General features: G+C 65.3%; 21 protein-coding genes. 12 read left to right on the forward strand and 9 right to left on the reverse strand.

The window, feature by feature from the left end; genetic code table 11:
* Window positions 1-9: 9 nt before the first annotated feature.
* The 4 genes from WN72_RS04010 to WN72_RS04025 all read right to left on the reverse strand — a co-directional run bounded on the left by WN72_RS04010 (window position 10) and on the right by WN72_RS04025 (window position 4486).
* Entirely contained in the window at window positions 10-1119 is a 1110-nt protein-coding gene (locus WN72_RS04010) for a hypothetical protein (protein WP_092218982.1), read from the reverse strand.
* Entirely contained in the window at window positions 1119-1775 is a 657-nt protein-coding gene (locus tag WN72_RS04015; protein WP_092218980.1) for a 5-bromo-4-chloroindolyl phosphate hydrolysis family protein, read from the reverse strand. Before WN72_RS04015 ends, WN72_RS04010 begins: the two co-directional genes overlap by 1 nt.
* A complete protein-coding gene (locus WN72_RS04020; protein WP_092218978.1) occupies window positions 1776-3362 on the reverse strand; it encodes a vWA domain-containing protein in 1587 nt (528 codons plus the stop codon). It lies immediately after the preceding gene.
* A gap of 65 nt (window positions 3363-3427) precedes the next feature.
* Window positions 3428-4486 (reverse strand): toxic anion resistance protein, encoded by a 1059-nt coding sequence (locus WN72_RS04025; protein ID WP_027561505.1) that lies wholly within the window; start codon window positions 4484-4486, stop codon window positions 3428-3430.
* Between the two features lie 310 nt (window positions 4487-4796).
* Here WN72_RS04025 and WN72_RS04030 point away from each other — a divergent pair, with 310 nt between their 5' ends.
* The gene (locus tag WN72_RS04030; RefSeq protein WP_167381087.1) at window positions 4797-6458 is read left to right on the forward strand and encodes a tannase/feruloyl esterase family alpha/beta hydrolase; all 1662 of its coding nucleotides are present in this window, start codon (window positions 4797-4799) and stop codon (window positions 6456-6458) included.
* 152 nt (window positions 6459-6610) lie between these two features.
* On the opposite strand, the gene WN72_RS04035 is transcribed toward WN72_RS04030, so the two are convergent.
* Complete coding sequence (locus tag WN72_RS04035; RefSeq protein WP_199820244.1) at window positions 6611-8233, reverse strand: MDR family MFS transporter; 1623 nt, start codon at window positions 8231-8233, stop codon at window positions 6611-6613.
* On the reverse strand, window positions 8175-9437 hold the full coding sequence (locus tag WN72_RS04040) for an HlyD family secretion protein (RefSeq protein WP_167381086.1): 1263 nt from the start codon (window positions 9435-9437) through the stop codon (window positions 8175-8177). The genes WN72_RS04035 and WN72_RS04040 overlap by 59 nt, the downstream gene beginning before the upstream one ends.
* 142 nt (window positions 9438-9579) lie before the next feature.
* Here WN72_RS04040 and WN72_RS04045 point away from each other — a divergent pair, with 142 nt between their 5' ends.
* From WN72_RS04045 to WN72_RS04080, 8 genes are all read left to right on the forward strand, one after another.
* Window positions 9580-10191, forward strand: a complete 612-nt coding sequence (locus tag WN72_RS04045; RefSeq protein WP_322596935.1) for a TetR/AcrR family transcriptional regulator — start codon at window positions 9580-9582, stop codon at window positions 10189-10191.
* A gap of 47 nt (window positions 10192-10238) precedes the next feature.
* On the forward strand, window positions 10239-10694 hold the full coding sequence (locus WN72_RS04050; protein WP_092219059.1) for a MarR family winged helix-turn-helix transcriptional regulator: 456 nt from the start codon (window positions 10239-10241) through the stop codon (window positions 10692-10694).
* Between the two features lie 4 nt (window positions 10695-10698).
* Window positions 10699-11469 carry an enoyl-CoA hydratase gene (locus WN72_RS04055; protein ID WP_092218974.1) on the forward strand — a complete coding sequence of 257 codons (771 nt, stop codon included), beginning with the start codon at window positions 10699-10701 and terminating at the stop codon, window positions 11467-11469.
* Window positions 11470-11593: 124 nt separating this feature from the next.
* Window positions 11594-13675, forward strand: coding sequence for a methyl-accepting chemotaxis protein (locus tag WN72_RS04060; RefSeq protein ID WP_092218972.1), 2082 nt, complete (start codon window positions 11594-11596; stop codon window positions 13673-13675).
* A 123-nt stretch (window positions 13676-13798) separates the two neighbouring features.
* Entirely contained in the window at window positions 13799-14737 is a 939-nt protein-coding gene (locus tag WN72_RS04065; protein ID WP_092219056.1) for a dihydrodipicolinate synthase family protein, read from the forward strand.
* A 429-nt stretch (window positions 14738-15166) separates the two neighbouring features.
* On the forward strand, window positions 15167-16108 hold the full coding sequence (locus WN72_RS04070; RefSeq protein ID WP_028146463.1) for an IS110 family RNA-guided transposase: 942 nt from the start codon (window positions 15167-15169) through the stop codon (window positions 16106-16108).
* A 248-nt stretch (window positions 16109-16356) separates the two neighbouring features.
* Window positions 16357-17757 (forward strand): selenium-binding protein SBP56-related protein, encoded by a 1401-nt coding sequence (locus WN72_RS04075; RefSeq protein ID WP_092217952.1) that lies wholly within the window; start codon window positions 16357-16359, stop codon window positions 17755-17757.
* A gap of 83 nt (window positions 17758-17840) precedes the next feature.
* Window positions 17841-18434, forward strand: coding sequence for a hypothetical protein (locus tag WN72_RS04080; protein WP_092217953.1), 594 nt, complete (start codon window positions 17841-17843; stop codon window positions 18432-18434).
* Between the two features lie 3 nt (window positions 18435-18437).
* Here WN72_RS04080 and WN72_RS04085 read toward each other — a convergent pair whose 3' ends face one another.
* The 3 genes from WN72_RS04085 to WN72_RS04095 are packed head-to-tail and all read right to left on the reverse strand — an operon-like array spanning window position 18438 to window position 21004.
* Window positions 18438-19136: a DUF1045 domain-containing protein gene (locus WN72_RS04085; RefSeq protein WP_092217954.1), complete on the reverse strand. Its 699-nt coding sequence runs from the start codon at window positions 19134-19136 to the stop codon at window positions 18438-18440.
* 18 nt (window positions 19137-19154) lie between these two features.
* A complete protein-coding gene (locus tag WN72_RS04090; protein ID WP_092217955.1) occupies window positions 19155-20348 on the reverse strand; it encodes an alpha-D-ribose 1-methylphosphonate 5-triphosphate diphosphatase in 1194 nt (397 codons plus the stop codon).
* Complete coding sequence (locus WN72_RS04095; RefSeq protein ID WP_167381018.1) at window positions 20345-21004, reverse strand: transferase hexapeptide repeat family protein; 660 nt, start codon at window positions 21002-21004, stop codon at window positions 20345-20347. The genes WN72_RS04090 and WN72_RS04095 overlap by 4 nt, the downstream gene beginning before the upstream one ends.
* Before the next feature lie 173 nt (window positions 21005-21177).
* On the opposite strand from WN72_RS04095, the gene phnC reads away from it, so the two are divergent.
* From phnC to phnE, 3 genes are all read left to right on the forward strand, one after another.
* Entirely contained in the window at window positions 21178-21987 is an 810-nt protein-coding gene (gene phnC, locus WN72_RS04100; protein ID WP_092217957.1) for a phosphonate ABC transporter ATP-binding protein, read from the forward strand.
* 65 nt (window positions 21988-22052) lie between these two features.
* Window positions 22053-22988, forward strand: coding sequence for a phosphonate ABC transporter substrate-binding protein (gene phnD, locus WN72_RS04105; protein ID WP_092217958.1), 936 nt, complete (start codon window positions 22053-22055; stop codon window positions 22986-22988).
* A gap of 79 nt (window positions 22989-23067) precedes the next feature.
* Window positions 23068-23952 (forward strand): phosphonate ABC transporter, permease protein PhnE, encoded by an 885-nt coding sequence (gene phnE, locus WN72_RS04110; protein WP_027561489.1) that lies wholly within the window; start codon window positions 23068-23070, stop codon window positions 23950-23952.
* Window positions 23953-23976 lie beyond the last annotated feature (24 nt).

Below are 23976 nucleotides of genomic sequence, written 5' to 3' on the forward strand. Positions count from 1 at the left end.
ACGAACTGCCTAGGCCGCCAGCCGGTCGAGCAAGGCCAGCATGACCGGCGCGTCGGGCATCGGCAGCACGGCGTCGATTCGCTCCAGCAGGCGCGACTGCAACAGCGCGTTGCGCGCCTTGCCGATGGTGCCGAGCGGCCCGCGAAAACCGTGATCCTCCCAGGCCATTTCGAGCAGGCTTTCGCTGGTCAGGGCCTCGATCAGGTCGTCAGCCTGGCGCTCGACGCTGATCAGCGGATGGGCCGAGAACACGGTGGGCTGCGGATAGAGGATGACGGGCTTGGCCGGCGCATTGGCCTCGAGCCGCTTCCAGCGCTCGGCGTCCTGGAGCACCCATTCGACCAGCTGGTTCTCGTAACCGACGATCAGCGGCTGCGCGCCTGCGCCGCCCGCGACATAGTCGTCGAACAATTTGCCTGATGACGGCGGCTTGAAGCCCATGCGGCGGAACACGGTGGCGACATCGCCGTCGATCCTGCTCAAAGTCTCGGGCATCACCACGTCGCCGGACAACAGGCTCGCGGCGAGGCCGGCGAACATGAAGCCGGAGTTGGACTTGTTCGGGTCGGTGCAGACCACGCGGGCGCGACCGAACAGATCGGCGACGCCGATCGCCGACCAGTTCTCGCCGGCGATGATGGCCTTGAGAAGCTTCGACAAGTCCACCGTGTAGCGCGGCCCGCCGGCGGGCTGGGCGATGCCGCCCTTGACCAGGCCGTCGGCGATGCGATCCCAGGAATACAGCACGATCGGCGAGTTGAAGATCACCTGGTCGCGCGAGATCTTCACGCCCGAGGAACGAGCGACTTCTACGAGCACCGAAGATGACGGCCACAAAAATTGCGGCTTCTGGTCGAGCAGCGCGCGCTCGCGCACCATTTCCACCGAGCCTGCGCGGCGGCCGTCGATGACGAGGCCAAAGCGGCGCTCCAGCGTGTTCTTGACCCGGGCGTTGGCAAGAAAACCTTCCTTCTCACCGCCGGCAAAGCCGAACAGCCGCTTGGCTTCGCCGAAGCGGCCGGCAATTTCAGGATGCTCGCGCAGATAAACATAGCCGCCGGTCGCCGCAGCGCTCGCAGCGACGAGGCCGATGCCGAAGGCGCGGCGCGAGATAGCCATCAGGACTTTCCTCTCTTGGTCTCGACCGGAGCTGCCGGCGGCATCGGGCCGATATCCTCGTCGAGCGAGCTCTTGAGCAGTTTCAGCTCGATATCAAGCTTGTCGAGGTCGGCGTCCCTGAGATTGGCCGCATAGCGCGTGAAGGCGCCGTCGAGCCGCTCGATCATGTCGCCCGTGGCGGCGAGCCGTGCGGTGTCGGGCACGGCACTCTTCTCCAGCGCGCGGTAGGCCTCGGCGATCTCGGCGGCACGCGGCAGATAGTAGGTCAGGAACCGGCGCACCCGGTCGAGCCGCAAGGGATCGCTCTCGATCGCCGCAAAAATGTCGCGGGCGATCTGCACGAGATGACGGATGCGATCGGCGACCGCGCGGGTGCGGATCGCGGATGCGGTATATTCCATCCGCTCGGCGAGCGGCTCGGCTTCGGCCAGCAGCTCGTTTGCAAACTCGATCTTGCCGCGCGCAATGCCGCTAGCTTCGAGCGCGGCGAAGCGGTTCCGCGGCGCCAGCGCCACGACGATGCCGCCGCCGGCGACCGCGCTGATCGCGAGTGCGATCAGGAACGGCACGCCGAGCCCGATCGCCAGCGACGGCAACAGCGCTGCGGCTGTCACCCCACCCGCGATCCAGCCAAGCCCGGACGGCATTGCGGCCATTCAGTTGTACCCTCGTACGGCGCGGAACGCGTCGGTGAGACTCTTGCTGCCGTCGAACACGCGGCCTCCGGTCAGCTTCGCCAGATTGTCGAGCTGGCCCCGGTCGACCTCGGAGCCGAACGTCACGCCGAACACCGGCACGCGATGACCGTCCGCACGCCAGGCCGACTCGAATGTCGACATATATCCCTGACTCTTGCCGTCGGTCATGATGACGATGGCCGGCAGATGCTGGCCGTCGGCGAGCCGCGGCTTCATCAAGGCGAGCGCCTGCGCGGCACAGGTATAGAAGTCGGTGCCGCCGCCGGCGCGCAGTTCGAGCGCGCGGGCGAGCAGGCCGGTCTGCTCGTTCTCGTCGCCGGTGGCCCGCGCCGTCCAGAGGATGTGATCGCTGAACGGCAGCACCAGGATCTCGTCCGACTTCGTCCACTGCACTAGCACCTCGCGCGTGCGTGCCGGCGTGAGCAGGAAGCGCATGGCATCGAGCAATTGGGTCTCGCCCGGGCCCTGCATGCTGCCGGAGACGTCGAGGCAGAGCGCGGTCAGCGAGGGCCGGCGCAGCGCTTCCTGGTAGATCAGCAGCGCTTTCTGGATCACCGCCGGCTCCGGCGGACGGATCACGGTCACGGGACGCGACGGATCGAGATTGGTCTTCGGGTCCGCGGCAAGCGGCGTGGCGCGGCCGATCTCGACGCGCCGGCCGGTCTTGGCGATCTTGCCTTGCGTATCGCCATTGAGCAGGAACGCCTGGAGGTCGGTGAAGAAGCTCTCGACCTCCTTGCCGCGGCCACGGTCGACGAAGCCGAGCGGCGAATCGGCGACCGCCACGCCATCGGCGGGATAGATTGCGTAGAGCGGCTCGTGATTGTCGGCGATCAGCTTGTCGTTGGTCTCCTTGATGACCGCCTCATAGTTCCAGATCGCCTGGTAATGCGCGCCGCTGCGCTCGCCGTCGCGGTAGAGGTCGGCGAGCCAGCCGCTGGAGCCGGCGCTGCGCTCGACGCCCTTCAAGAGTCCGCGTGCCGTCGCCAGCACCTCGGGCTTGTCGAGATCGCCGGCCTCGATCAGATCGGGCTTGCCGATCCCCGCCGCGAGCATTGCAAGATAGGCGGCGGCTCCCGAATTCGATTGCGTCGCCGACGTCATCAGGAATTTCAGCTTGCCGCCCTCGACCGCGCCGAGAATGTCCTTGGCGGTCACCTTGGCGCCGATCCAGCCGAGCTCCTGCGCCTTGGAGCGGCGCACGCCGAGAATGACCGGCATCCGCACGATCGACTTGACCATCTTCACGCGCCGCGTGGTGTCGAACATGTCGATCCAGATCGAGGCGGCCGGCCACACGGCATCGGTGCCGGGATCGCCGGCTTTCAGCGCGAGGGCGATGTCGAGCGAACCCTGATAGCGCATGGTGCAGGTCGCGTTGCGCGACTTGCAGAACTCCTGCACCAGCGGCTCGAGGATGTCGTTCTCCGAGCCCGAGAGGATGGTGAATTGCGGCCCCGGCCCGCCGCAGCCCGACAGCAGTGCGGCCATCAAAGGCACGGCGAGCAACGCCAACGAACGCCGGAGGAAACCGAAAATCCTCATGCGCGAGCCTTCATGCAGCAGCCCTTATGCAGAAGCTTCATGGAGAAACCGCTACAACGCACGCATCAAGGCGCAGCCTTCGCGATCGCGGTCTTCAACTCATCCGTCAGCTGCGACATCCGCTGCTCGATCTCGGCGCGCTTGGTGCGGCCCTGCTCCTGCACGGTGAGCACGCCGGAGATGGTGTCGATCAGGTCGCGGTTGGTCTTCTCCAGGGTCTGGATGTCGACGATGCCGCGCTGCGACTGCTTCTCGATCTCGATCGCCTGGGTCTTCATCATCTCGGAAGCTTGGCGCATCATCTCGTTGGTCGCATCCGTGACCGTCTTCTGCAGCTCCAGCGCCGACTTCTGCCGGTTGAGGCCGAGCAGCAGGATCATCTTCTGCTTCCACACCGGGATGGTCAGCTCGGTGGTTGCCTGCAAATTCTCGATCAGCGTCTCGTCGCCGGACTGGACGATGCGGATCTGTGGCAGCTGCTGGATGCCGATCTGGCGCGCCTGCTGCAAATAGAACACGCGCTTCTCGAGCCGGTCGAGCGCCTGGAGCGCATCCTGATAGGTCTGCGCGGCGAGCATGGCATCGCTGCCGGCGCCTTGCGCCTTCGCGTTTCGCTCCATCTCGATGAGCTTGCCGCCGCGGAATTCCTCGGTGAACGCCTTGCCGGCGGCGATGTGCATGTCGAGCTGACCGAGCGCACCCCTTGTCTGCTCGTAGAGATCGTCGAGCAGGGCGATGTCGCGGCGCAGGACCTCCTTGTTGCGGTCGAGCTCGACGCAGACGCGGTCGACCTGCGAGGCGACGTCGTTGAACTGCTCGGTGAAGCGGCGCAACCGCGCCTCCGCCGACGAGAACAGGCGGGTGAGAAAGCCCTTGTCCTTGAGATCGGCCGGATCGAGCCCGCGCGCCTTGCCGAGGATATCAGTCAGTAGCTTGCCGGTGGCGCCGAGCTCGCGGTTCTGGGTCTGGGCGAGGATGCGGTCGGCGAACTCGACCACCGAGCGCTGGGCCCGCTCGCCAAACGTGACGAGGCGCGAGCGATCCGAAATGTCGATCTCGGACTTGATCCGCGCGACCGCGGATGCGTCGGTCGGAAGTGCCGGGACATTGATGGTTTCGCTCACCATTTGCTCCTTGGTTCGTGCCGCAGCCAGGATCTCGACCTGCCGCTTGGGCAGGAAAGCCCGGCTCGTCTGACAGATTGATGACAGCCCTGTGGACTTGGTCGGTGCACAGGCCGTCCGAGTTCGGTGGTGGGACAAAATTTCACATTGGCTTCAATTCGTTAGGACGGCGGCGCGCGCTCCGGTAGGCAGGCCGCGATCTTCCTTGGCGCGATTGGTTCAGGCTGTGGCAATTGACGGGGGGCGGTCAGTTGCATTGAATTGGTCGGCCTATCGGCTGAACGATATCAAGACAGTGGGGATGGAAACGATGGCGCGCAAGATTGCGAAGCTGTGTGCGTGGCTCGCCGGTGCTGCGGCCGTAATGGGTGCAAGCGCCGGCTCGGCGGCGACGCTGGCGGAGGATGCGGACACGGTCTGCAAGGGGCTCACCGGCGGGACGGATGTCGTGAAGATCGATTCCGCGACATCGCTGGCGCCATCGCAGCTCGCCCTGGCCGAGCGCGGACCGACGCCGTCGGGGCGCATCACGCCGGCCAATCCCGCCTTCTGCAAGGTGCTCGGCCATATCGATCCGGTCGATCCCAAGGCGCCGCCGATCAAATTCCAGGTCAATCTCCCGGTCGAATGGAACGGCCGCTCGCTGCAATATGGCGGCGGCGGCTTCAACGGCGTGCTGATCACGGGCCTCAGCCTGCCGCCGGCCTATCCTTTCGACAAGCCGTCGCCGCTGGCGCGCGGCTTCGTCACCTACGGCACCGATTCAGGCCACGAATCCAAGCCGGGCGAGCCGCCGCAGCTGTTCGCGCTGAACGACGAAGCCTTCGAGAACTTCGCGCACCGCGCCTACAAGAAGGTGCGTGACGCCGCCATCGCGCTGATGCAGCGCGCTTATGGCAAGAAGCCGGAGAAGATGTACTTCATGGGCTCGTCCGAAGGGGGCCGCGAGGGCCTCACCATGGCGCAGCGCTATCCCGACGATTTCGACGGCATCTTTTCGCGCGTGCCCGTCATCAACTGGGTCGGCTTGCAGCATGCCGGCACGCGTTCGGGCCTTGCGACCATGGGCGAGGGCTGGATCAACCCGGCGCAGGTCAAGCTCGTCGCCGATGCGGTGCGGACGGCTTGCGACAAGGCCGATGGTGCTGGCAATGCGCTGGTGCGGGATCCCGTCGCCTGCAAGGCCGCCTTCAAGGTCGAGACGCTGCGCTGTGAGGCCGGCAAGACGGGCGATCAATGCCTCACCGAGCCGCAGGTCAAGGCGGTGCACACGCTGCATGGGACCTACAAATTCCCGTTCGCGCTGGCCAACGAGCTCGACGATTATCCGGGTTGGGGTATCTCAGGCGAGGACACGCCTGCCATCGGGCCTACCGGCGGCTGGACCGCGTGGTGGCTCGGCACCGCGCCGCCGGCACAGCCGCCTGCACCCAACAACGGCATCGCCTGGATCTACGGCGCCGGCGGCATTCAATATGTGTTCGCGCGCGATCCCAAGCTCGACGTCGCGACCTACAAGGTGGAGGACCACAAGGCGCGGCTGCTCGAGGTCTCCAGCCTGATGGACTCGACCGATCCTGATCTGAGCCGCTTTCGCGCGCGGGGCGGCCGGCTGATCATGCTCGAGCACATGGCCGACTACGCGCAGAGTCCCTATGCCGGCATCCGCTATTTCGAGAGCGTCGAGCGCAAGCTCGGCAAGGCCGAGACCGCGGAGTTCGCGCGGCTCTACACCGCGCCCGGCGTCGACCATGTCGGCTCCGGCGCGCCCGCCAATATCGACATGCTGAGCGTGCTGGTCGATTGGGTGGAAAAGGGCAAGGCGCCGGGCGATCTGGAGGTCAGCGAGCAGAAGCTCGAGGCACCGTCATTTGCCGTGCTGCGCGCACTGCCGCTGTGTCGCTGGCCGGCCTGGCCGCAGTACAAGTCCGGCCCGGTGACCGAAGCGGCGAGCTTCACCTGCGCGCCGTAACCCTTCACCTCTCCCCGCTTGCGGGGAGAGGTCGGATCGCTCTTGCGATCCGGGTGAGGGGGTACGGGTCTCTCGATGGATCTCACGTGTAGAGAGAGCCCCTCACCCCGACCCTCTCCCCGTAAGAACGGGGAGAGGGAGAAGAAGCGCGCCTAGTGCGCGCCACCCCCGCCGGCCGCCTTCACGCGCCGTGTCAGCATCACCGCGATCGCGGCGAGCACCAGCACCACGCCGATCACGGCAAAGGTGTCGGAATAGCCCATCACCAGCGCCTGGCGCCTGACCGTCTTGCCGAGCGCGATGATGGCCTGCTCGCGCGCGGCGTTGGGGTCGGGCACACCGTGCGCGATGAAGTAATTGGTCATCTGTGCGATGCGATCACGGACTTCCTCGCGGCCAAGCGTGACCGAATGGCCGATGATGTTGGAGTGGAACTGCTCACGCTTGGTGACGATGGTCGCGAGCACCGCGGTGCCGATGGCGCCGCCGAGGTTACGCATCATGTTGGAGATGCCGGAGGCGGCCGGCGCATCCTGCGGCGCGACGCTGCCGAGGCTGAGCGCCGACAGTGGCGCCAGGGTGAGAGCCTGACCCACGGCGCGCACGACGTTGGGGATGAAGAACTGGTCGCCTGAGTAGTCGAGCGACATCATGATGTTCATGAACGAGCTCGCCGCGAACAGCAGCAGGCCGATCGTCGCGATATAGCGGGCATCGAACCGCTGCATCAGCTTCGGCACCAGCGGAATCAGCAGGAGCTGCGGCAGGCCGGTCCAGGCCAGCACGTTGCCGATCTGCTCGGCATTGTAGCCCTGCACCTGGCCGAGATAGGCCGGCAGCAGATAGACCGAGCCGAACAGCGCGAAGCCGAGGAACACCGCGGCGATGGTGCCGACGCCGAAATTCCATTGCGTCAGGAGGCGCAGGCGCAGCAGCGGCTTCTCGACCACGAGCTCGTTGTAGATGAACAGCGACAGGCTGACCGCGGAGATGACCGCAAGCCGCACGATGAAGGGCGAGCCGAACCAGTCGTCCTTGTTGCCTTCCTCCAGAACGGCCTGGAGCGAGGCGAGACCAACTGCCATGGTCGCAATGCCGAACCAGTCGCCTTCGCGCAGAAGCCCGAGATTCATGGGAGCGCGTTCCAGGGTGAAGAAGAGGATGGTCACCATGACCGCGGTAGGCAGCACGTTGACGAAGAAGATGGTCTGCCAGCCGTAATTCTCGGTGAGATAGCCACCGATGGTCGGGCCGATGGCCGGGGCAAACGTCACGGCGAGCGAGAACATGGCGAGACCGATCGGCTGCTGGCCCTTCGGCAGCTTGGTGAAGACCAGCGTGAACGCCATCGGGATCAGCACGCCGCCGAAGAAGCCCTGCAAGCCGCGCATCGTGATCATCGACGGCAGATCGTGCGTGAAGGCACAGGCGACCGAGAAGGCTGCGAACAGCGTTGCGAAGCTCAGGATGATGTTGCGGAACGAGAACACCCGCGACAGGTAGTCGGTCAGCGGAATCACGATGATCTCGCCGATCAGGTAGGACGTGGAGATCCAGGATCCGTTGTCGACACCGGTGCCGATGCCGCCCTCGATGTTGAGCAGCGAGGCGTTGGTGATCTGGATGTTCAGGATCGCCATGAAGGCGCCGATCATCGCCGCGAAGACGGCGATCCAGACCGTGGCGCTGGCGCGATTCGGATCGGCGGCAACGCGATTAAGCGTCGCGGTCCGAGGTGCGGGTGCTGGCGTCGAGATTGTGAGGCTGCTTGACATGGCACGACCCTCCGGAAACGAGCTTTGCTTTAGGCTTTGCTTGGGGCGTCGTTGCCGCTTGCGCGGTCGGCGCTGAACGGGTTGCGATCGTCGGGATCACGGACATGCCAGGCCGCAGCGCGATCGCAGGCGCGGTCTCGGCATCCAGCGCGATCTTCACGGGGATGCGCTGCACGATCTTGGTGAAATTGCCGGTGGCGTTGTCGGGCGGCAGCAGCGCGAACTCCTGGCCGCTGGCCGGCGCGATGGAATCGACGTGACCGTGCACGACCTGGCCCGGGAAGGTGTCGACCTCGATCTCGACGGTCTGGCCCGCGCGCACGTGGGTGAGCTGGGTCTCCTTGAAATTGGCGACCACATAGGCGCCCTCGGCCGGCACGATCGACATCAGCTGCGTTCCGGCCTGTACGTACTGGCCGACGCGCAGCGTGCGGTTGCCGACGACGCCGTCGATCGGCGAGACGATCGTGGTGTAGCCGAGATTGAGCTCGGCCTGACGCTGAATGGCGGCGGCGCGGGCGGCTGCGGCTTTTGCCTGCACGATCTCGGCCTTGAGCAGATCGACCTGCTTCTGTGCGGAGATGAGGTTGGCATTATCGCGTGCGATCGCGGCGTCCGCGCCGGCATCGCGTGCCTGCGCCTGCTGCGCGTTCTGGACGCTGCCATAGCCGGTCTTGGCGAGGTCGCTGTAGCGCTTGTTCTCCTGCTGCGCGAAGGTCTTTGCCGCCGTGTCGACATCGATGGTCGCCTTCGCCGCGGCGATCACGGCCTCCTGAACGTCGAGCTGGGCCTGCTTGCTGGTCACCGTCGCGTTGGCGGCAGCGACATCGGCCTTGGCCTGATCGAGCGCGACGCGGAAATCGCGGTCGTCGATCCGGGCCAGCACCTGGCCGGCCTTCACATGCTCGTTATCGCCGACCAGGACGCGGTCGAGATAGCCGCTGACCTTCGGCGCGATGGTGGTGTTGTCGGCCTTCACATAGGCGTCATCGGTGGAGACGAGGAAGCGGCCGACGGTCCAGTAATCGTAGCCGTACCAGATTGTGCCGGCGAGGGCGGCGGCCGCCACGCCTGCTAGCAACAGCTTGCGAAGGTTCAGCTTTTGGCGGCGCGCCGGTTGCGACGGGGCGGGCAGGACGCCCTCCAGCCCAGGGGGCGGGACCACGGTGGCTTCAGTCTTGGACGGGGTGGTGTGCACGGTCATGGCCGGCTCCCTTGAATTAGGAAACTTGACGATTTCCAAAATAGGACTAGCTTTGGGACTGTCAATGGAATGACAGGCATCATCTAAAAACATGGCTCAGGCAAAACCGTCATCAGAATGTCGCCCGCGCGGGCGGCCCCCGGTGCGCAGCGACGACGAGACGAAGCGAATCGTCATCGAGGCCGCACGGCACGCCTTCGCGGTCGACGGCTACGCAGCAACCAGCACCGAAGAGCTGGCACGCGGCGCCGGCATCTCCACCAAGACTCTCTATCGGCTGTTTCCGGGCAAGGCGGCTCTGTTCGAAGCGATGTGCGCGGACCGGCTCGAGCGATTGCTCTCCGACGTCAATCTTCAGGCCAACAATCAGGCCGACATCGAAACGAGCCTGGCGGCCGTGCTGGTCGCCTGTGCCGATCTCGCGCTCGATCCGGAGGTCGTGGCGCTCCAGCGTATGGTGCTGCAGCAATCGGCCACGTTTCCCGACCTTGCCGCGAATTTCTACAGGGACGGCATCGCCCGCACTGCGGCGGCGCTGGCGGGCTGGCTTCGCGACCAGGTCAAGAAGAAGCGCATCGCACTCGATAACGTCGATGAAGCCGCCGGGATGATGATTGGCATGATGGTGTCTGCGCCGCAGCGCGCGGCAATCTATGCCAGCCTGACGCTGCCCTCGCGCAAGGAGATCGAGACGCGGGCGAAGGTATGCGCCGCCATTCTGCTCGACGGGTGCCGCGGGACGTCGGGCGACTAGCGACGGTAGGTTTTGACAATTTGCTGGACTGCGATTATATGCTTCGCATGCGAAATAAATCGCCCGAGGCGAAGCATCACCGTCTGATCTATCTGCTGAACGTCGCGCAGCGCCGGCTGCAGCGCTGGATGGCGGCACAGCCCTCGAACGAGGTGACGCCGGCGCAGGCGGGGCTGCTGTTCATCCTCGGCAAGCAGGACGGCGTGCTGATGGGCGAGGCAGGCGCCGCGCTCGATATGGGGCCGGCTGGTATCTCGGGGCTGGTCGATCGCTCTGCTGCGGCGCGGCTGGTCGAGCGGCGGGCCGATCGCGAGGACGGCCGCGCCTTTCGTGTCTGGCTGACGCCGAAGGGACGCACCGTGCTGGCCCAGGCGAAGACTGAAGCTGCCGAGATCAACGCGGCGCTGATGGAAGGATTTACAGCTGCGGAGATCGACATCGTCGCGCGCTGGCTGACGAGCATCCAGGACAAGTTTCCAAGAAGTTCAGACGAGAAGGAGTAGAGCAATGACCGAGCATGTGCGAGTTGAGAACAACAGCGGAATTCTCACGCTCACTTTGGCGCGCCCCGACAAGAAGAACGCGCTGACCGATGCGATGTACGGCAAGCTCGCCGACAGCATCGAATCCGCCGAGTTCGATCCGTCCGCCCGCGTGATCCTGATCCGCGGCGAGGGCGACATGTTCACCGCCGGCAACGACGTCGGCGAGTTCGCGGCCGTCGCATCGGGCAAGTCGGAAGGCAGCCGCAACGTCGTGCGCTTCATCCAGTCGCTGGCGCGCTGCACCCGGCCGCTGGTCGCGGCGGTGCAGGGCCGCGCGGTCGGCGTCGGCACCACGATGCTGCTGCATTGCGACCTCGTCGTGCTCGCCGACAACACGCAATTGTCGACGCCCTTCGTCAGCCTCGCGCTGGTGCCGGAAGCCGCCTCCAGCCTGTTGATGCCGGCGCGGATAGGCCATGCCCGGGCCTATGAGATGTTCGCGCTCGGCGAGACCGTTCCGGCCAAATCGGCGCTGGAATGGGGCCTCGCCAACCGCGTGGTGCCGCTCGACAAGCTCGATGCCGAGGCGCTCGCGCTGGCGCAGCGTCTCGCCCGCCAGCCGGCCGGCGCGCTCACCGCGACCAAGAAGCTGATGCGCAATGGCGAGGCGCTGGTGGCGCAGATGCAGGCCGAGAGCGAGCAGTTCGCGCAGCGGCTGCGCACCGCCGAGGCCCGCGAGGTGTTCACCGCTTTTGCCGAGCGCCGCCCGCCCGATTTCACCAAGGTTGCCTGATTTCGCTAGCGTAAAGCGTCAGTAGGCCGGGGAACTCCCGGCAATTTGACTAAAACCTTAACCGATCCTTGGCATGTCGCGATGCAGGGTGGCCCGCAGTTACAAAGCAGGCCCCCTGACCCCCATGGCAATGTTTAAGAAATCGGTAAGCTCGCTTCTCCTGACCTTGATGGCCCTGCTGGCCGTGGGCGCGCTCGCCTCGACCGCGATCCAGATGGTCGGAGCCTTCGGCCGCTACAGCGACAGCCTCGAGACTGCGCGGCTTGCCGCTGCCGACAAGGCGATCTTCCATGGCGTGCTGTCCCTGCGCAACAATCGCGGCGATGCCCAGAGCGCCATCCTTGGCGAGGACGATCCCAAGGCAAAGCTCGCCGAAGCCGAGAAGGCCGAGCAGGCCGGCTATGACGGGATCATCGCCGCGCTTGCTACCATTGAATTCGTCCGCCGTGACGAGCTCGCCGGCACGCTGAAGCAGCGCTGGAGCGACGCCGCGCCGCAGTTCCAGCTGTTCTACGACGAAGCCAAGCGTCCGCGCGCCGAGCGCAAGATCGAGCGGACCAATTCCTGGTACGATGCCGTCACCAAGGTGATCGACACCGCGAACCTCGCCTCGACCGCGGTGTCGAACCGCGCCTGGATGAACGATCCCTACATCGCGCGCATGATCCAGGTCCGCCGCTTCGCCTGGCAGGTGCGCGACCGTTACGGCATCCATTGCTCGTCGCTGCGCTCGAACGTCAACAGCAGCAAGCCGCTCGACGACGCCCAGAAGCGGTCCGTGGCGCAATGGGACGGCACGATCAACTCCGGCTGGGCCGGCATGGCGGAGCTATTGGCTGCGCCAGATGTGACGGCGGAGCTGGTGACGGCCGCGACGGAGGCCAAGGCCAAGACCGACGGCGTCCTCAAGCAGATCGGCGATCTCACCAAGAATTTTGATGGCAGCGGCAAGCCCGCGATGCCGGCGTCCGAATGGAACACGCTGTGCCAGTCGCCGTTCCCGCTGATTGTCGGCGTGGCGACCAAGGCGCTCGACCAGTCGATCGCGCGCGCCGAGGCGGTTCAGACGACGGCGCTGACCAAGCTCATCGTGCAGTCGCTCGCCTTCCTGCTCGCGCTCGCCGTGACCATGGCCGGCGTGTACGTCGTGCGCAACCGCCTGATGCGCCCGGTGCGCGCCATCCTCGACGCGATCGCGCGCATCAGCGCCCGCGACTATGCGACGCCGGTGCCGCAATCAAAATATCCGGACGAGTTCGGCACCATGGCCGCCGCGCTAGAAAGCCTGCGCGAGAGCGCGGCAACCGCCGAGCGCCTCGGCCAGGAACGCGAATCGCAGCAGGCGCTGCAGCTCGCCCGCTCCGGCACCGTCGATGCGGCCTGCCACAGCTTCGACGATACCGTGCAGGCGGTCATCCAGAGCGTGGTGGCCTCGACCAAGGAGCTCGACGCCACCGCGACCGGCGTGCGCTCGCTGGTTTCGGAATCGAGCAGCCAGACCGCGGCGGTCTCCTCCGCCGCCGAGCAGGCCACCAACAATCTCGAGACCATCGCAGCTGCAACCGAAGAGCTCTCGGCGTCCGTCGGCGAGATTTCCGCACAGGTGCAGTCGAGCGCCCGCGAGGCGCGCGAGGCCGTGTCGCAGGCCGAGCAGACCAACGCCACGGTCGAGATCCTCGACCAGACCGCAAGCCGCATCGGCGAAGTCGTGAAGATGATCCACGCCATTGCCGGCCAGACCAATCTCCTCGCGCTGAACGCAACCATCGAAGCCGCACGCGCCGGTGAAGCCGGCCGCGGCTTCGCGGTGGTCGCCGGCGAGGTCAAGAGCCTTGCGGCGCAAACGGCGACCGCGACGGAAGAGATCTCGCGCCAGGTCGAGGAGATCCAGGGCGCAACCGGCCAGGCGGTGACCGCGATCCGCGCCATCGGCGGCGCCATCAGCGGCATCGACGAGAAGATGACGGCGATTGCGGCCGCGGTCGAGCAGCAGCGCGCGGCCACCACCGAGATCTCGCGCAACTTCCAGCAGGCAGCCCAGGGCACCCGCGAGGTCACCGACACCATCGGCAGCGTCGCCAGGCTGAACCAGGAGACCGGCAACGCCGGCACGGTGCTATCCGAATCCGTGAAGAAGATGTCGGCGGATGCCGATCGTCTCCGCGTCGCGGTCGAGGGCTTCCTCGGCGCGGTGAAGACCGCCTAGCTTCACTCAGTTCTTCCATCCCGACGTCGCGCGGGCATTGCCGCCGGTTCGCGCGGCGAGTACATCTGTGCCGCCGCACGAGCGCGGCACCAGACGCAAGATACCTCAGGGATGGAGAGTTCGATGCCGGTCACCCCACACAAGGCCCAGCGCCCCTATCGCGGCGTGTTCCCGGTTGCGCCCACCATCTTCGACGAGCGCGGCGAGCTCGATCTCGAAGGCCAGGGCCGCTGCATCGATTTCATGATCGATGCCGGCTCGCACGGCCTCTGCATCCTCGCAAACTTCTCCGAGCAGTTCGTGCTCACGGATGCCGAGCGCGAAACCGTCATGCATGCCGTGCTGGAGCATGTCGCTGGCCGGGTTCCCGTCATCGTCACCACCACGCATTTCAGCTCCGCCGTCTGCGCGGCGCGCAGCAAGCAGGCTGAGGCCGCGGGTGCTGCCATGGTGATGGTGATGCCGCCTTATCACGGCGCGACCTTCCGCGTGCCCGAGAAGGGCATCGTCGAATTCTTCAAGGTGCTCTCCGGCGCGATCACCATTCCCATCATGATCCAGGATGCGCCGGTCGCGGGCACGCCGCTGTCGGTCGAGCTGCTCGCGCGCTTGTCGCGGGAGTTTTCCAACATCCGCTATTTCAAGATCGAGGTGCCCGGCGCTGCTTCAAAGCTCCGCAGCCTGATCGAGGCGGGCGGCAAGGACATCGAGGGTCCCTGGGACGGTGAGGAGGCGATCACGCTGCTCGCCGATCTCGACGCCGGCGCCACCGGCGCGATGACCGGCGGCGGCTATCCCGACGGCATCCGCCAGATCATCGATCCCTATTTCGCCGGCGATCGCGAAAAGGCGAAAGCCGCCTATGAGCGCTGGCTGCCGCTGATCAACTACGAGAACCGCCAATGCGGCCTGATCGCCTGCAAGGCGATGATGCAGGCCGGCGGCGTGATCAAGTCGGAAGCGGTACGCCATCCCTTGCAACCGCTGCATCCGGCAACGCGGGCGGGGCTGCTGGAGCTCGCCAAGGAACGCGATGCGCTGGCGCTGCGGTGGGGGAAGTAGCGGCGATACGCTCTGCTGTCGTAGGGTGGGCAAAGGCGCGGAGCGCCGTGCCCACCACCTTTACCGACGGCGACAGGTGGTGGGCACGCTCCGCTTTGCCCACCCTACGAAGGTCTGCAGTGGAGGAAGTAGCGCCAAACATTCAGTGTCGTCCAGGACAAGCGCGCCTAAGCGCGCGCCGATCCGGGACCCATAACCACAGGGAGAAGTGTGGCGAAGACTTGGAGTTGGCAGCTGACTCTATAAACCTCTCCCTGTGGTTATGGGTCCCTGTGTCTTGGAAGTCTGTCAGGATGGGTTGGGCGGGAAGCCGTTGGGTCCTTGGCGCTTGACGCCGTGAGCCGGCTCGGTCTCCCGCCCGTTCCATTACCAACCTGAACAGTTGCACGAGGCTGCGCCAACAGACCTCGCATCACAGGGACAGGCACCGTGATCATACCCCTTCGTTGCGTCGGAATCGACGTCTCCAAACAATATCTCGATATCTTCGATGAAGGCCTGGGCGTGCCGGAGCGCATCGCCAACGCGACGCAGGCCATCACCCAGATCGCGGCGCGTTGGCGATGCGATGTGCTGGTCGTCTTCGAGGCCACGGGTGTTTATGACCTCGAGCTTCGCGAAGCGCTGAGCGAGGCCGGCATCCGTTTCGCCCGGATCAACCCGGCCCGGGCTCGTGACTTCGCGCGCGCCAGCGGGCAGCTCGCCAAGACCGACCCGATCGACGCGCGAATGCTGGCAGCCTTTGCGCGGGCCATGCAGCCAGCAACCGAGCCGACTGCCAATCCCGCCCGCAACGCCTTGGCGGGACTTGCAAAACGGCGAGATCAGCTGGTTCGCATGCGCGCGCAGGAGAAGAACCGGCGCAGCGAGACCGACGACCGTGCCATGGCCGAGCGCATCGGTCGCCTCATTGAAGTCCTCGACGGCGAGATCGCCGAGATCGAGGCCGACATCAGGGGACTAATCAAAGCCGAGCGAGAGATTGCGGACGATGCGCGATTGATGCGCTCACTGCCTGGCGTGGGTCCCGTGGCTTGCATGCAACTCATCGCGAAGATGCCGGAACTCGGACATGTGGGAGCCAAGCAGATCGCGGCGCTCGCCGGCCTGGCTCCCTTCAACGTCGACAGCGGAGCCTTCCGCGGCAAACGCAAGATTGCCGGCGGCCGAAAGCGCGTCCGTGACGCCCTCTACATGGCTGCGCTCAACGCGGTTCGCAGGGCCGATCCGTTCAAGGCCTTCTACGCACGGCTGCGACGGGCCGGCAAACCAGCCAAGCTCGCCCTCATTGCCGTCGCCAGGAAGCTGCTAACGGTCCTCAATGCCATGATGCGTGACAGAAAGCCGTACCTGAAAGCCAACCCAACATAACAGTTGCCGGCCTTCGCCGGGACGACACTGTGGGTGAGGTACGCGCTCGCCTCACCTCATCGGCCTGTATCGCCTGAAGGCGTCGAATTAGCGCGGCTCGGACCGTTCCCCGCAGCTCGGCAATGGCATATTGTACGCTCGCCGACCAAGCCCGCGGGATGCATCTCAAGACATCGCGGACCAGTTCTTCATTATGCCGCTATCCCGAGCCAGGTTGGCGCGAACCGACAGAACAGGGAGGCAGTGCCATGACGATGAGGCCGGATCCCACCTTTCACGCATCGCCCAAGCTTGCGATGGAAGCACCAGCGGAGAACTTTGCCTACACGTTGCTGCTCAGTCCGGATTTCTCAAAGCCGGATGCTCTCGCGGTCATCGACGTCAAGCCGGGATCGCCGACCTATAGCCAGATCGTTCATACCGTTACGATGCCCAACAAGGGCGATGAGTTTCATCATTTCGGCTGGAATGCCTGCTCCTCCGCCTTGTCGCCGCTCACCGGACACGCCTTCATCGAGCGGCGCTATCTCATCATCCCTGGGCTGCGCTCGTCGCGGATCTACATCATCGATACCAAGCCAGATCCGACCCAGGCCAAGATCCACAAGATCATCGAACCGGAGGAGGTCTTCAGGAAGACCGGCTACTCACGGCCGCATACGATCCATTGCGGGCCGGACGGCGTCTATGTGAGCACGCTGGGCGGCGGCGGCAAGGACGGCACCAACGGACCTCCGGGTGTCTTCATCATGGATTGCGAGACGTTCGAGGTGCTTGGTCGATGGGAGATCGACCGCGGTCCGCAGACACTGCATTATGATTTCTGGTGGAACCTGCCGCGCGACTACATGGTGTCGAGCGAATGGGCGCTGCCGCCGCAGTTCGAGAACGGGATCGTCCCGGAAGACCTGCTGGCAAACAAATATGGCCATCGTCTCCACTTCTGGGACCTTCGTGCCCGCCGCAACGTGCAGACCATCGATCTCGGCGCCAACCATCAGATGGCGCTGGAGGTGCGGCCAGCGCACGATCCGGTTCGCGAGTACGGCTTTGCCGGCGTGGTGGTCGACACCACCAATCTCGAAGGTTCGATCTGGACCTGGTGGCGCGAGGGCGGAAAATTCCACGCCGAGAAGACGGCGACCATCCCGCCGGAGCCTGCCGACAAGGAGAAGCTTCCGCCGCTATTGCAGGGCTTTGGCGCCGTGCCGCCGCTGGTGACCGATATCGACCTGTCGATGGACGATAGATTCCTCTATGTCTCCTGTTGGGGCACCGGCGAGATGCGCCAGTACGATGTCAGCGATCCCAGAAAGCCCAAGCTTGCGGGCTCGGTACATACCGGAGGTATCGTGCGCCGCGCGCCGCATCCGAGTGGCAAGACATATGCGGGTGGTCCGCAGATGGTCGAGATCAGCCGCGACGGCAGGCGCGTGTACTGGACCAATTCGCTCTATTCCACCTGGGACGACCAGTTCTATCCCGACGGGGTTCCGGGCGTGGAGGTCATGGCCAATGTCGGTCGCAATGGCGGCCTCGAGCTCGACAAGGACTATTTCGTGAGCTTCCCCGACGGATATCGTGCGCACCAGATCAGGCTCGAGGGCGGCGATTGTTCGACGGACTCCTTTTGCTACCCGTCGGTCTAGATTGGGGGCACGCGAGCCCGGCAGTCGGCTGGCTGTGGCTCGCGCTTGTTGCGAGCGGTCTCTACCATGGCGTCAATCCGGGAATGGGATGGCCGCTCGCCGTTTCGGCTGGGCTCATGGACAAGAGCCCACGCGCGCTCTTTGGTGCGTTGTGGGCCCTCTCGGCCGGGCATCTCCTGGCAACACTTCTCGTGCTGCTGCCATTCGCGTTCCTGCTCGTACTGGCCGCGTGGCAGCGTCCAATCCAGCTGGTCGCGAGCCTTGTCGTCATCGGCTTCGGCGTCTATCAGCTGATCGCGCGGCGCCATCCCCGCGCGTTGGCACGAATTCCGCCGACGCAACTGGCGCTTTGGTCATTTGCCGTCGCCATTGCTCACGGCGCCGCTTTGATGCTCGTGCCGATCTATCTTGGGCTTTGTCAGGCCTTCGAGCTCGATGCCGGCCATGAGGCAGCGGGCGCGCTGATGCAGGCAAGTCTCGGGATGGCGGTACTGGTGTCGCTGGTTCACGTGACCGCCATGGTCGGCGCCGGCGGGTGTCTGGCGTGGCTGGTCTACCGCTATCTGGGATTGAAGTTCGTCTCGCGAAGCTGGTTCAACCTGGATGCAGTCTGGGCGTCCAGCCTCGTTCTGGTCGGCGCGGTGGCGCTCGCCTTCAATCTTGCGAGCTGGCGCTGAGGTTCAGAGCGTCAGAGCCCACTCGCCGATGATGCGAAAGCGCGCCTTGGCGTCATCCTGCTTGAACAGCGCGATGCGGTCGACCGTCAGCGTATGGAGCTTCAGCGCCGCAAAGCTTCCCCGCAGCATCTCCAGAATCGGCCCGCGCCGTCCCGCATCCAGCCGCCCCGTCAGCGTCATGTGGAATCGGAATTCCTCCATCACGTAAGGATAGCCCCAGCGATCGAGATAATCGCGCTGGCGCTCGCTCAGCTTTTCGGGCTTGCGCCGCGCGCGGTCCTCCGCGGTCAAGGCCGGACGAAAGGAATCGAACTCGCGGACGCAATCGGCAGCGAGCTGTTGAAGTGCGTCCACAGGCTCGGCCGGAATCACCGCAATGAAGCCGCTGATGGAATCCACGATCGGGCTGATCGCTGGGATCGGCCGCGCCTTGCCGGCGAAGCTCGCACAGGCAGCCGACAACTCGGCCTCGGTCTTGCCGGGCGCAAGCGTCATCGGCGCCTTCAGCGTGGCGTGAAAGCCGTATTTGCGGGGATCGCTGGTGACATCGCGCCAGTCCGGCGCGATGCGCAATGCATCCGCGGGAAACGGCAGTTCGTCGCCTGTATAGGCATCATAGCCGAGCAGCTCAGCGCCGAACCGGGTGAGGGCGCTGTCGCGGCCTGCGGCAAAATAGATCGCGTAGCGGGGAAAGCCTGTCATTGCCCGAACATAACCGGTTTATGCCGCAACGACAGCCTCGCGCGGCGTCGGCGCAGTTGCGAGCAGCCGCGTCGCATCGGTGAGGTGCACGAGCTTGCCGCCCGAGATCACGGCGATCAGCCGCGGCCGCAATGGCGCCGTGTCGTCGACGAGGATGATGTCGGCCCGGCGGCACTCCGCGAGCACGCCGCGATCGGTGAGGCCGGTCGCGCGCGCAGGTCCCGCAGAAACGAGGCTCCAGGCCTCGGTCAGCGGCAACATGCCGTCGGCGGCGAGGCGGAACGCGGCGAGCAGCTGCGCGGGATAGTAATAGTCCGAGGCCAGGACCGAGCAGAGCCCCTTGGCGATCATGTCGGACGCCTTGGTCCAGCCGGTGTGGCTGCCGCCGCGCACGACGTTCGGCGCGCCGTAGACGATGGCATCGCCATGGCTTGCCGCGGCGCGCGCCGTCTCCTCGTTGATCGGAAACTCCGCGATGTCAGCGCCAAGCTCGCGAAACTCCCGGCGCATCGCCGGTGTCGCGTCGTCATGCGAGAGCATCCGCACTTCGGCTGCGCGAGCAACCGCGGCCAGTCGCGAGACGGAAGCCGGAACCTCTGCGGCGCGCGCGACCACGCGATCGACCAGCTTGTCAAAATCCTCAGCCGACAGCCCCGTGCGCTCGACCATGCGGTTGCGCTTGCGCGGCTTGGCCATATCGGCAACCGTGCCGTCCATGTGGTCGTTGAAGGCGAACAGGTCGACGCGGCCTTCGGCGAGCCACTGGGTCATCTCGGCCTCGGCGTCGAGATTGTAGGTCTCGTGCCTCAGGTGGAAGCGGGTGTCGGCGGCGAATTGCGGACGCTGGCGTTCGATCGCCTCCATCAGCCCGCGTGCGTTGTCGGCGCTGCGCAGGCCCGGCTCCCACGAGCAGGTGGTGGCGTGGAACACAGTGGTGATACCGTTGCTGATCGCCTGGCGGTCGCTGTCAGCGAGCGCGACGTCGATCGGAAAGTCGACGCCGGCGCGCGGCATCATCTGCCGCTCGAAGGCGTCGCCATGGAGGTCGACGATGCCGGGCAGCACCAGGAGATTGCGCGCATCGATCGAAAGCCGCGCCCGGCCGCGCGAGGCATCGACCTCGGCGATATCAGTTCCGGACACGAGAAGCGATGTCTCGATGAGCTCGGTGCCGATCAGGGCCCGGCCGCCCTCAATGAAAATGTCTGTCACGCGACCGCGCTTCGTTTGCTGGTTGTGGAATTCGTCCGTGCTTCGTATGCCGCGAGGAAATCTTCAATCCCGAGTTTGCGGAAATTGGGCAGTGCTTCACGCAATTTGTCGTGATCCCAATCCCACCACGCGAGCTTGGCGAGCCGCCCGGCGATTTCTTCCGAGAACCGTCGCCGCACGATGCGCGCCGGATTGCCGGCGACGATGGTGTAGGCCGGGACGTCCTTGGTGACGATGGCGCCGGCTGCGATCACCGCGCCGGTGCCGATGTTGCGGCCCGGCAGCACGATGGCGCCGTGGCCGATCCAAACGTCATGGCCGATATGGACGTGATGCTGGCGCCGCCAGTCAAAGAACTCGGTGTCATCGCTCTCGCCTTCGAAATAGGCGCTGGACCGATAGGTGAAGTGCGCTTGCGTAGCGCGATGCATCGGATGATTGCCCGGATTGATCCGCGTCATCGCTGCGATCGAGCAGAACTTTCCGATCGTCGTGTAGGTGATCTGGGCGTCGTTCACGACATAGGAGTAATCGCCCATCGCGACTTCGTGCAGGATGGTGCGCGCGCCGACCTCGGTATAGGCGCCGAGCCTGGTCTCATGCAGTTTTGCGGAAGCATCGATGGTCGGTTGAACCGAAAGCTTCTTACCGGCCATGTTACATCCGTAATGCGAGGGCGGGCACTCCTCTTCGAGTGGCTTGATGACGATGTCATGACGCGGTGATGACAGGGGACGAGGTGTGTAGGATCGCCGCACCGCAACGCGTGTGTCACACAAGTGTCAAGCGCCGGCGTTAGCGGTGGCTTCCAGCTACTCTGGAGCCCTGCATGCTGGTGGTTGAAGGTCTGACGTGCCGCTTCGGCGCAAAAGCCGCGGTGGACGACGCTTCGTTTCAAATTTCCCCCGGCGGCTTCGTCGGTGTGATCGGGCGCTCCGGCGCCGGCAAGTCGACCCTGCTGCGGACCATCAACCGTCTCGTGACGCCGACGCAGGGCCGCATCGTGTTCGACGGTCTGGACGTCACCGCGTTGCGCGGCAAGGAGCTGCGGCAGTGGCGGGCGCGTTCGGCCATGATCTTCCAGCAGTTCAACCTGGTCGGCCGGCTCGACGTGCTGACCAACGTCCTGATGGGGCGCCTCGCCACCATCCCGGCCTGGCGCTCGCTCTCGCAGATCTGGCCCGAGCAGGACAAGGCGCTGGCGATGTCCGCGCTCGAGCAGTTCGACATCGCTTCGCTCGCCGCGCAGCGCGCCGACCAGCTCTCCGGCGGCCAGCAGCAGCGCGTGGCGATCGCCCGCGCCCTGGTGCAGCAGCCCGACATCATCCTCGCCGACGAGCCGATCGCCTCGCTCGACCCGCGCAACACCAAGATCGTGATGGATGCGCTTTTGCGCATCAACAAGCACTTCGGCATCACCGTGCTCTGCAACCTGCATTCGCTCGATCTGGCGCGCACCTATTGCGATCGCCTGATCGGCATGGCGGCGGGCCGCGTGGTGTTCGACGGCGCCCCGTCGGCGCTGACCGACCTCGTTGCGCGTGAGCTCTACGATCTCGAAGCCGCCGACGTCATGGGCGGAGCATCTGCACCGGCGCCCGAGGGCGTTCCCGCACTTGGAACGGCTGCGGCGGCCTGAGCCGCGCCGCTTCCGTTATTGCCCAGTTTTTGCGTCAACCGATCCCAACCGATCAAGAGGGTATCATGATCACTCGCAGACTCATCCTTGCCGGCGCTGCCGCGCTCGCTTTCGCCTCGTCGGCCTCCGCCGAAGACTGGAAAGCCAAATATCCCGAGCTGACCTTCGCCGTTGTTCCGGCCGAGAACGCCTCCGGCGTCACTGAGCGCTGGACCCCGTTCGTGGAATATCTGTCGAAGCAGCTCGGCGTGAAGGTCACGCTGCGCATCGCCAACGACTACGCCGCCGTGATCGAAGGCCAGCGCGCCGGCAACATCCACATCGCCAGCTACGGCTCGGCCTCGTTCGCCCGCGCCCGCCTGACCGGCGTCAAGACCGACGCCTTCGCCAACGACATCAACGCCGACGGCTCGACCGGCTACTACTCGGTGTTCTTCGTCAAGGCGAGCAGCCCCTACAAGAAGGTCGACGACCTCAAGGGCAAGAACCTCGGCCTCGTCGACCCGAACTCGACCTCCGGCAATAACGTGCCGCGCTTCGAGCTTGACAAGATGGGCATCGCGGATGCCGACAGCTATTTCAGCAAGGTCGTCTTCACCGGTAGCCACGAGAACGCCATGCTGGCGCTGTCGCAGGGCACGGTCGATGTTGCCGCCAACCAGTGGACCAGCGACGACGATTCCACGCTGGCGCAGATGCTGACCAAGGGCATGCTGAAGAACGCCGACGGCTCGGCGATGAAGAAGGACGACTTCCGCATCATCCACAAGTCGGCGCCGATCATCAACGGCCCCTATGCCTACAACTCCGACCTGCCGGAAGACGCCAAGGCCGCGATCGCCAAGGCGTTCTTCGAGGCGCCGACCAAGGACAAGGCGGCGTTCGACCGTCTCTCCGACGGCCAGAAGAAGGGTTTCCATCCCGCCACCACCAAGGACTGGGATGGCACGATCGAACTGATCAAGTTCGTCGATGCGCTGCGTAAGAAGAAGGCGTCCTGAGCTCTCAGGACGAGCTACTCGAGCCGGGTCGACGGACCCGGCTCTTTCTCTTTTTTGACCGACCACTGTTCCTGATCCGATGACCGTCGCGGTTTCGATCCTCCCCGAGCAGCAGCTCGCCGCGCTCAACGCGGCCTACCGTCAGGCGGTCGCACGCAAGCGGCTCCGCCTTCTGTTGGGAGTCGTGATCTTCGCGGCCGCGCTGGTTCTCGCCGCCATCGGCGCCGAGGTGAACCTGCGCACGCTGTTCACCTATTTCGGCAACTTCATCAGCTATTTCGACCGCATCCTCACGCTCGACAACGGCCAGCGGGTCTGGACCGATTTCGGCGAGTGGCTCTGGGGCTGGCGCAAATGGTTGAAGATGTTGGGCGAGACCCTGCTGATCTCCTATGTCGGCACGCTGATCGGCGCGACCTTCGCCTTTGGCCTGAACTTCTTCGCAGCTGAAAACACCTCGCCGTCGTCCTGGCTGCGCTTCGCGGTCCGCCGCCTGCTCGAATTCGCGCGCACTGTGCCCGGCATCGTGTTCGCGCTGGTCTTCGTGATCGCCTTCGGGCTCGGACCAATGGCCGGCGTGCTCGCGATCGCGATCCACTCCACCGGCGCGCTCGGCAAGCTGTTTTCCGAGATCGTCGAGAACGCCGACATGAAGCCGGTCGAAGGCATCCGCTCGACCGGCGCGAGCTGGCTCGCCTGCATGCGGTTTGCGATCCTGCCGCAGGTCACCGCGGGCTACGCCAGCTATGCGCTGCTGCGCTTCGAGATCAATGTCCGCGAGGCCTCGGTGATGGGTTTCGTCGGCGCCGGCGGCATCGGCCAGGAACTCGTCGTCGCAATCCGCAAGTTCTACTACTCCGACGTCAGCGCGATCCTGCTGTTCATCATCATCACCGTCTTCATCATCGACATCTCCACCGGCTGGCTGCGTGGCCGTCTGTTCGGCAGGGAGGCGCGGACGTGACGCCGCAGGAGGTCGATACGCGCG

This window comes from Bradyrhizobium arachidis (assembly GCF_015291705.1).
GTDB lineage: Bacteria > Pseudomonadota > Alphaproteobacteria > Rhizobiales > Xanthobacteraceae > Bradyrhizobium > Bradyrhizobium arachidis.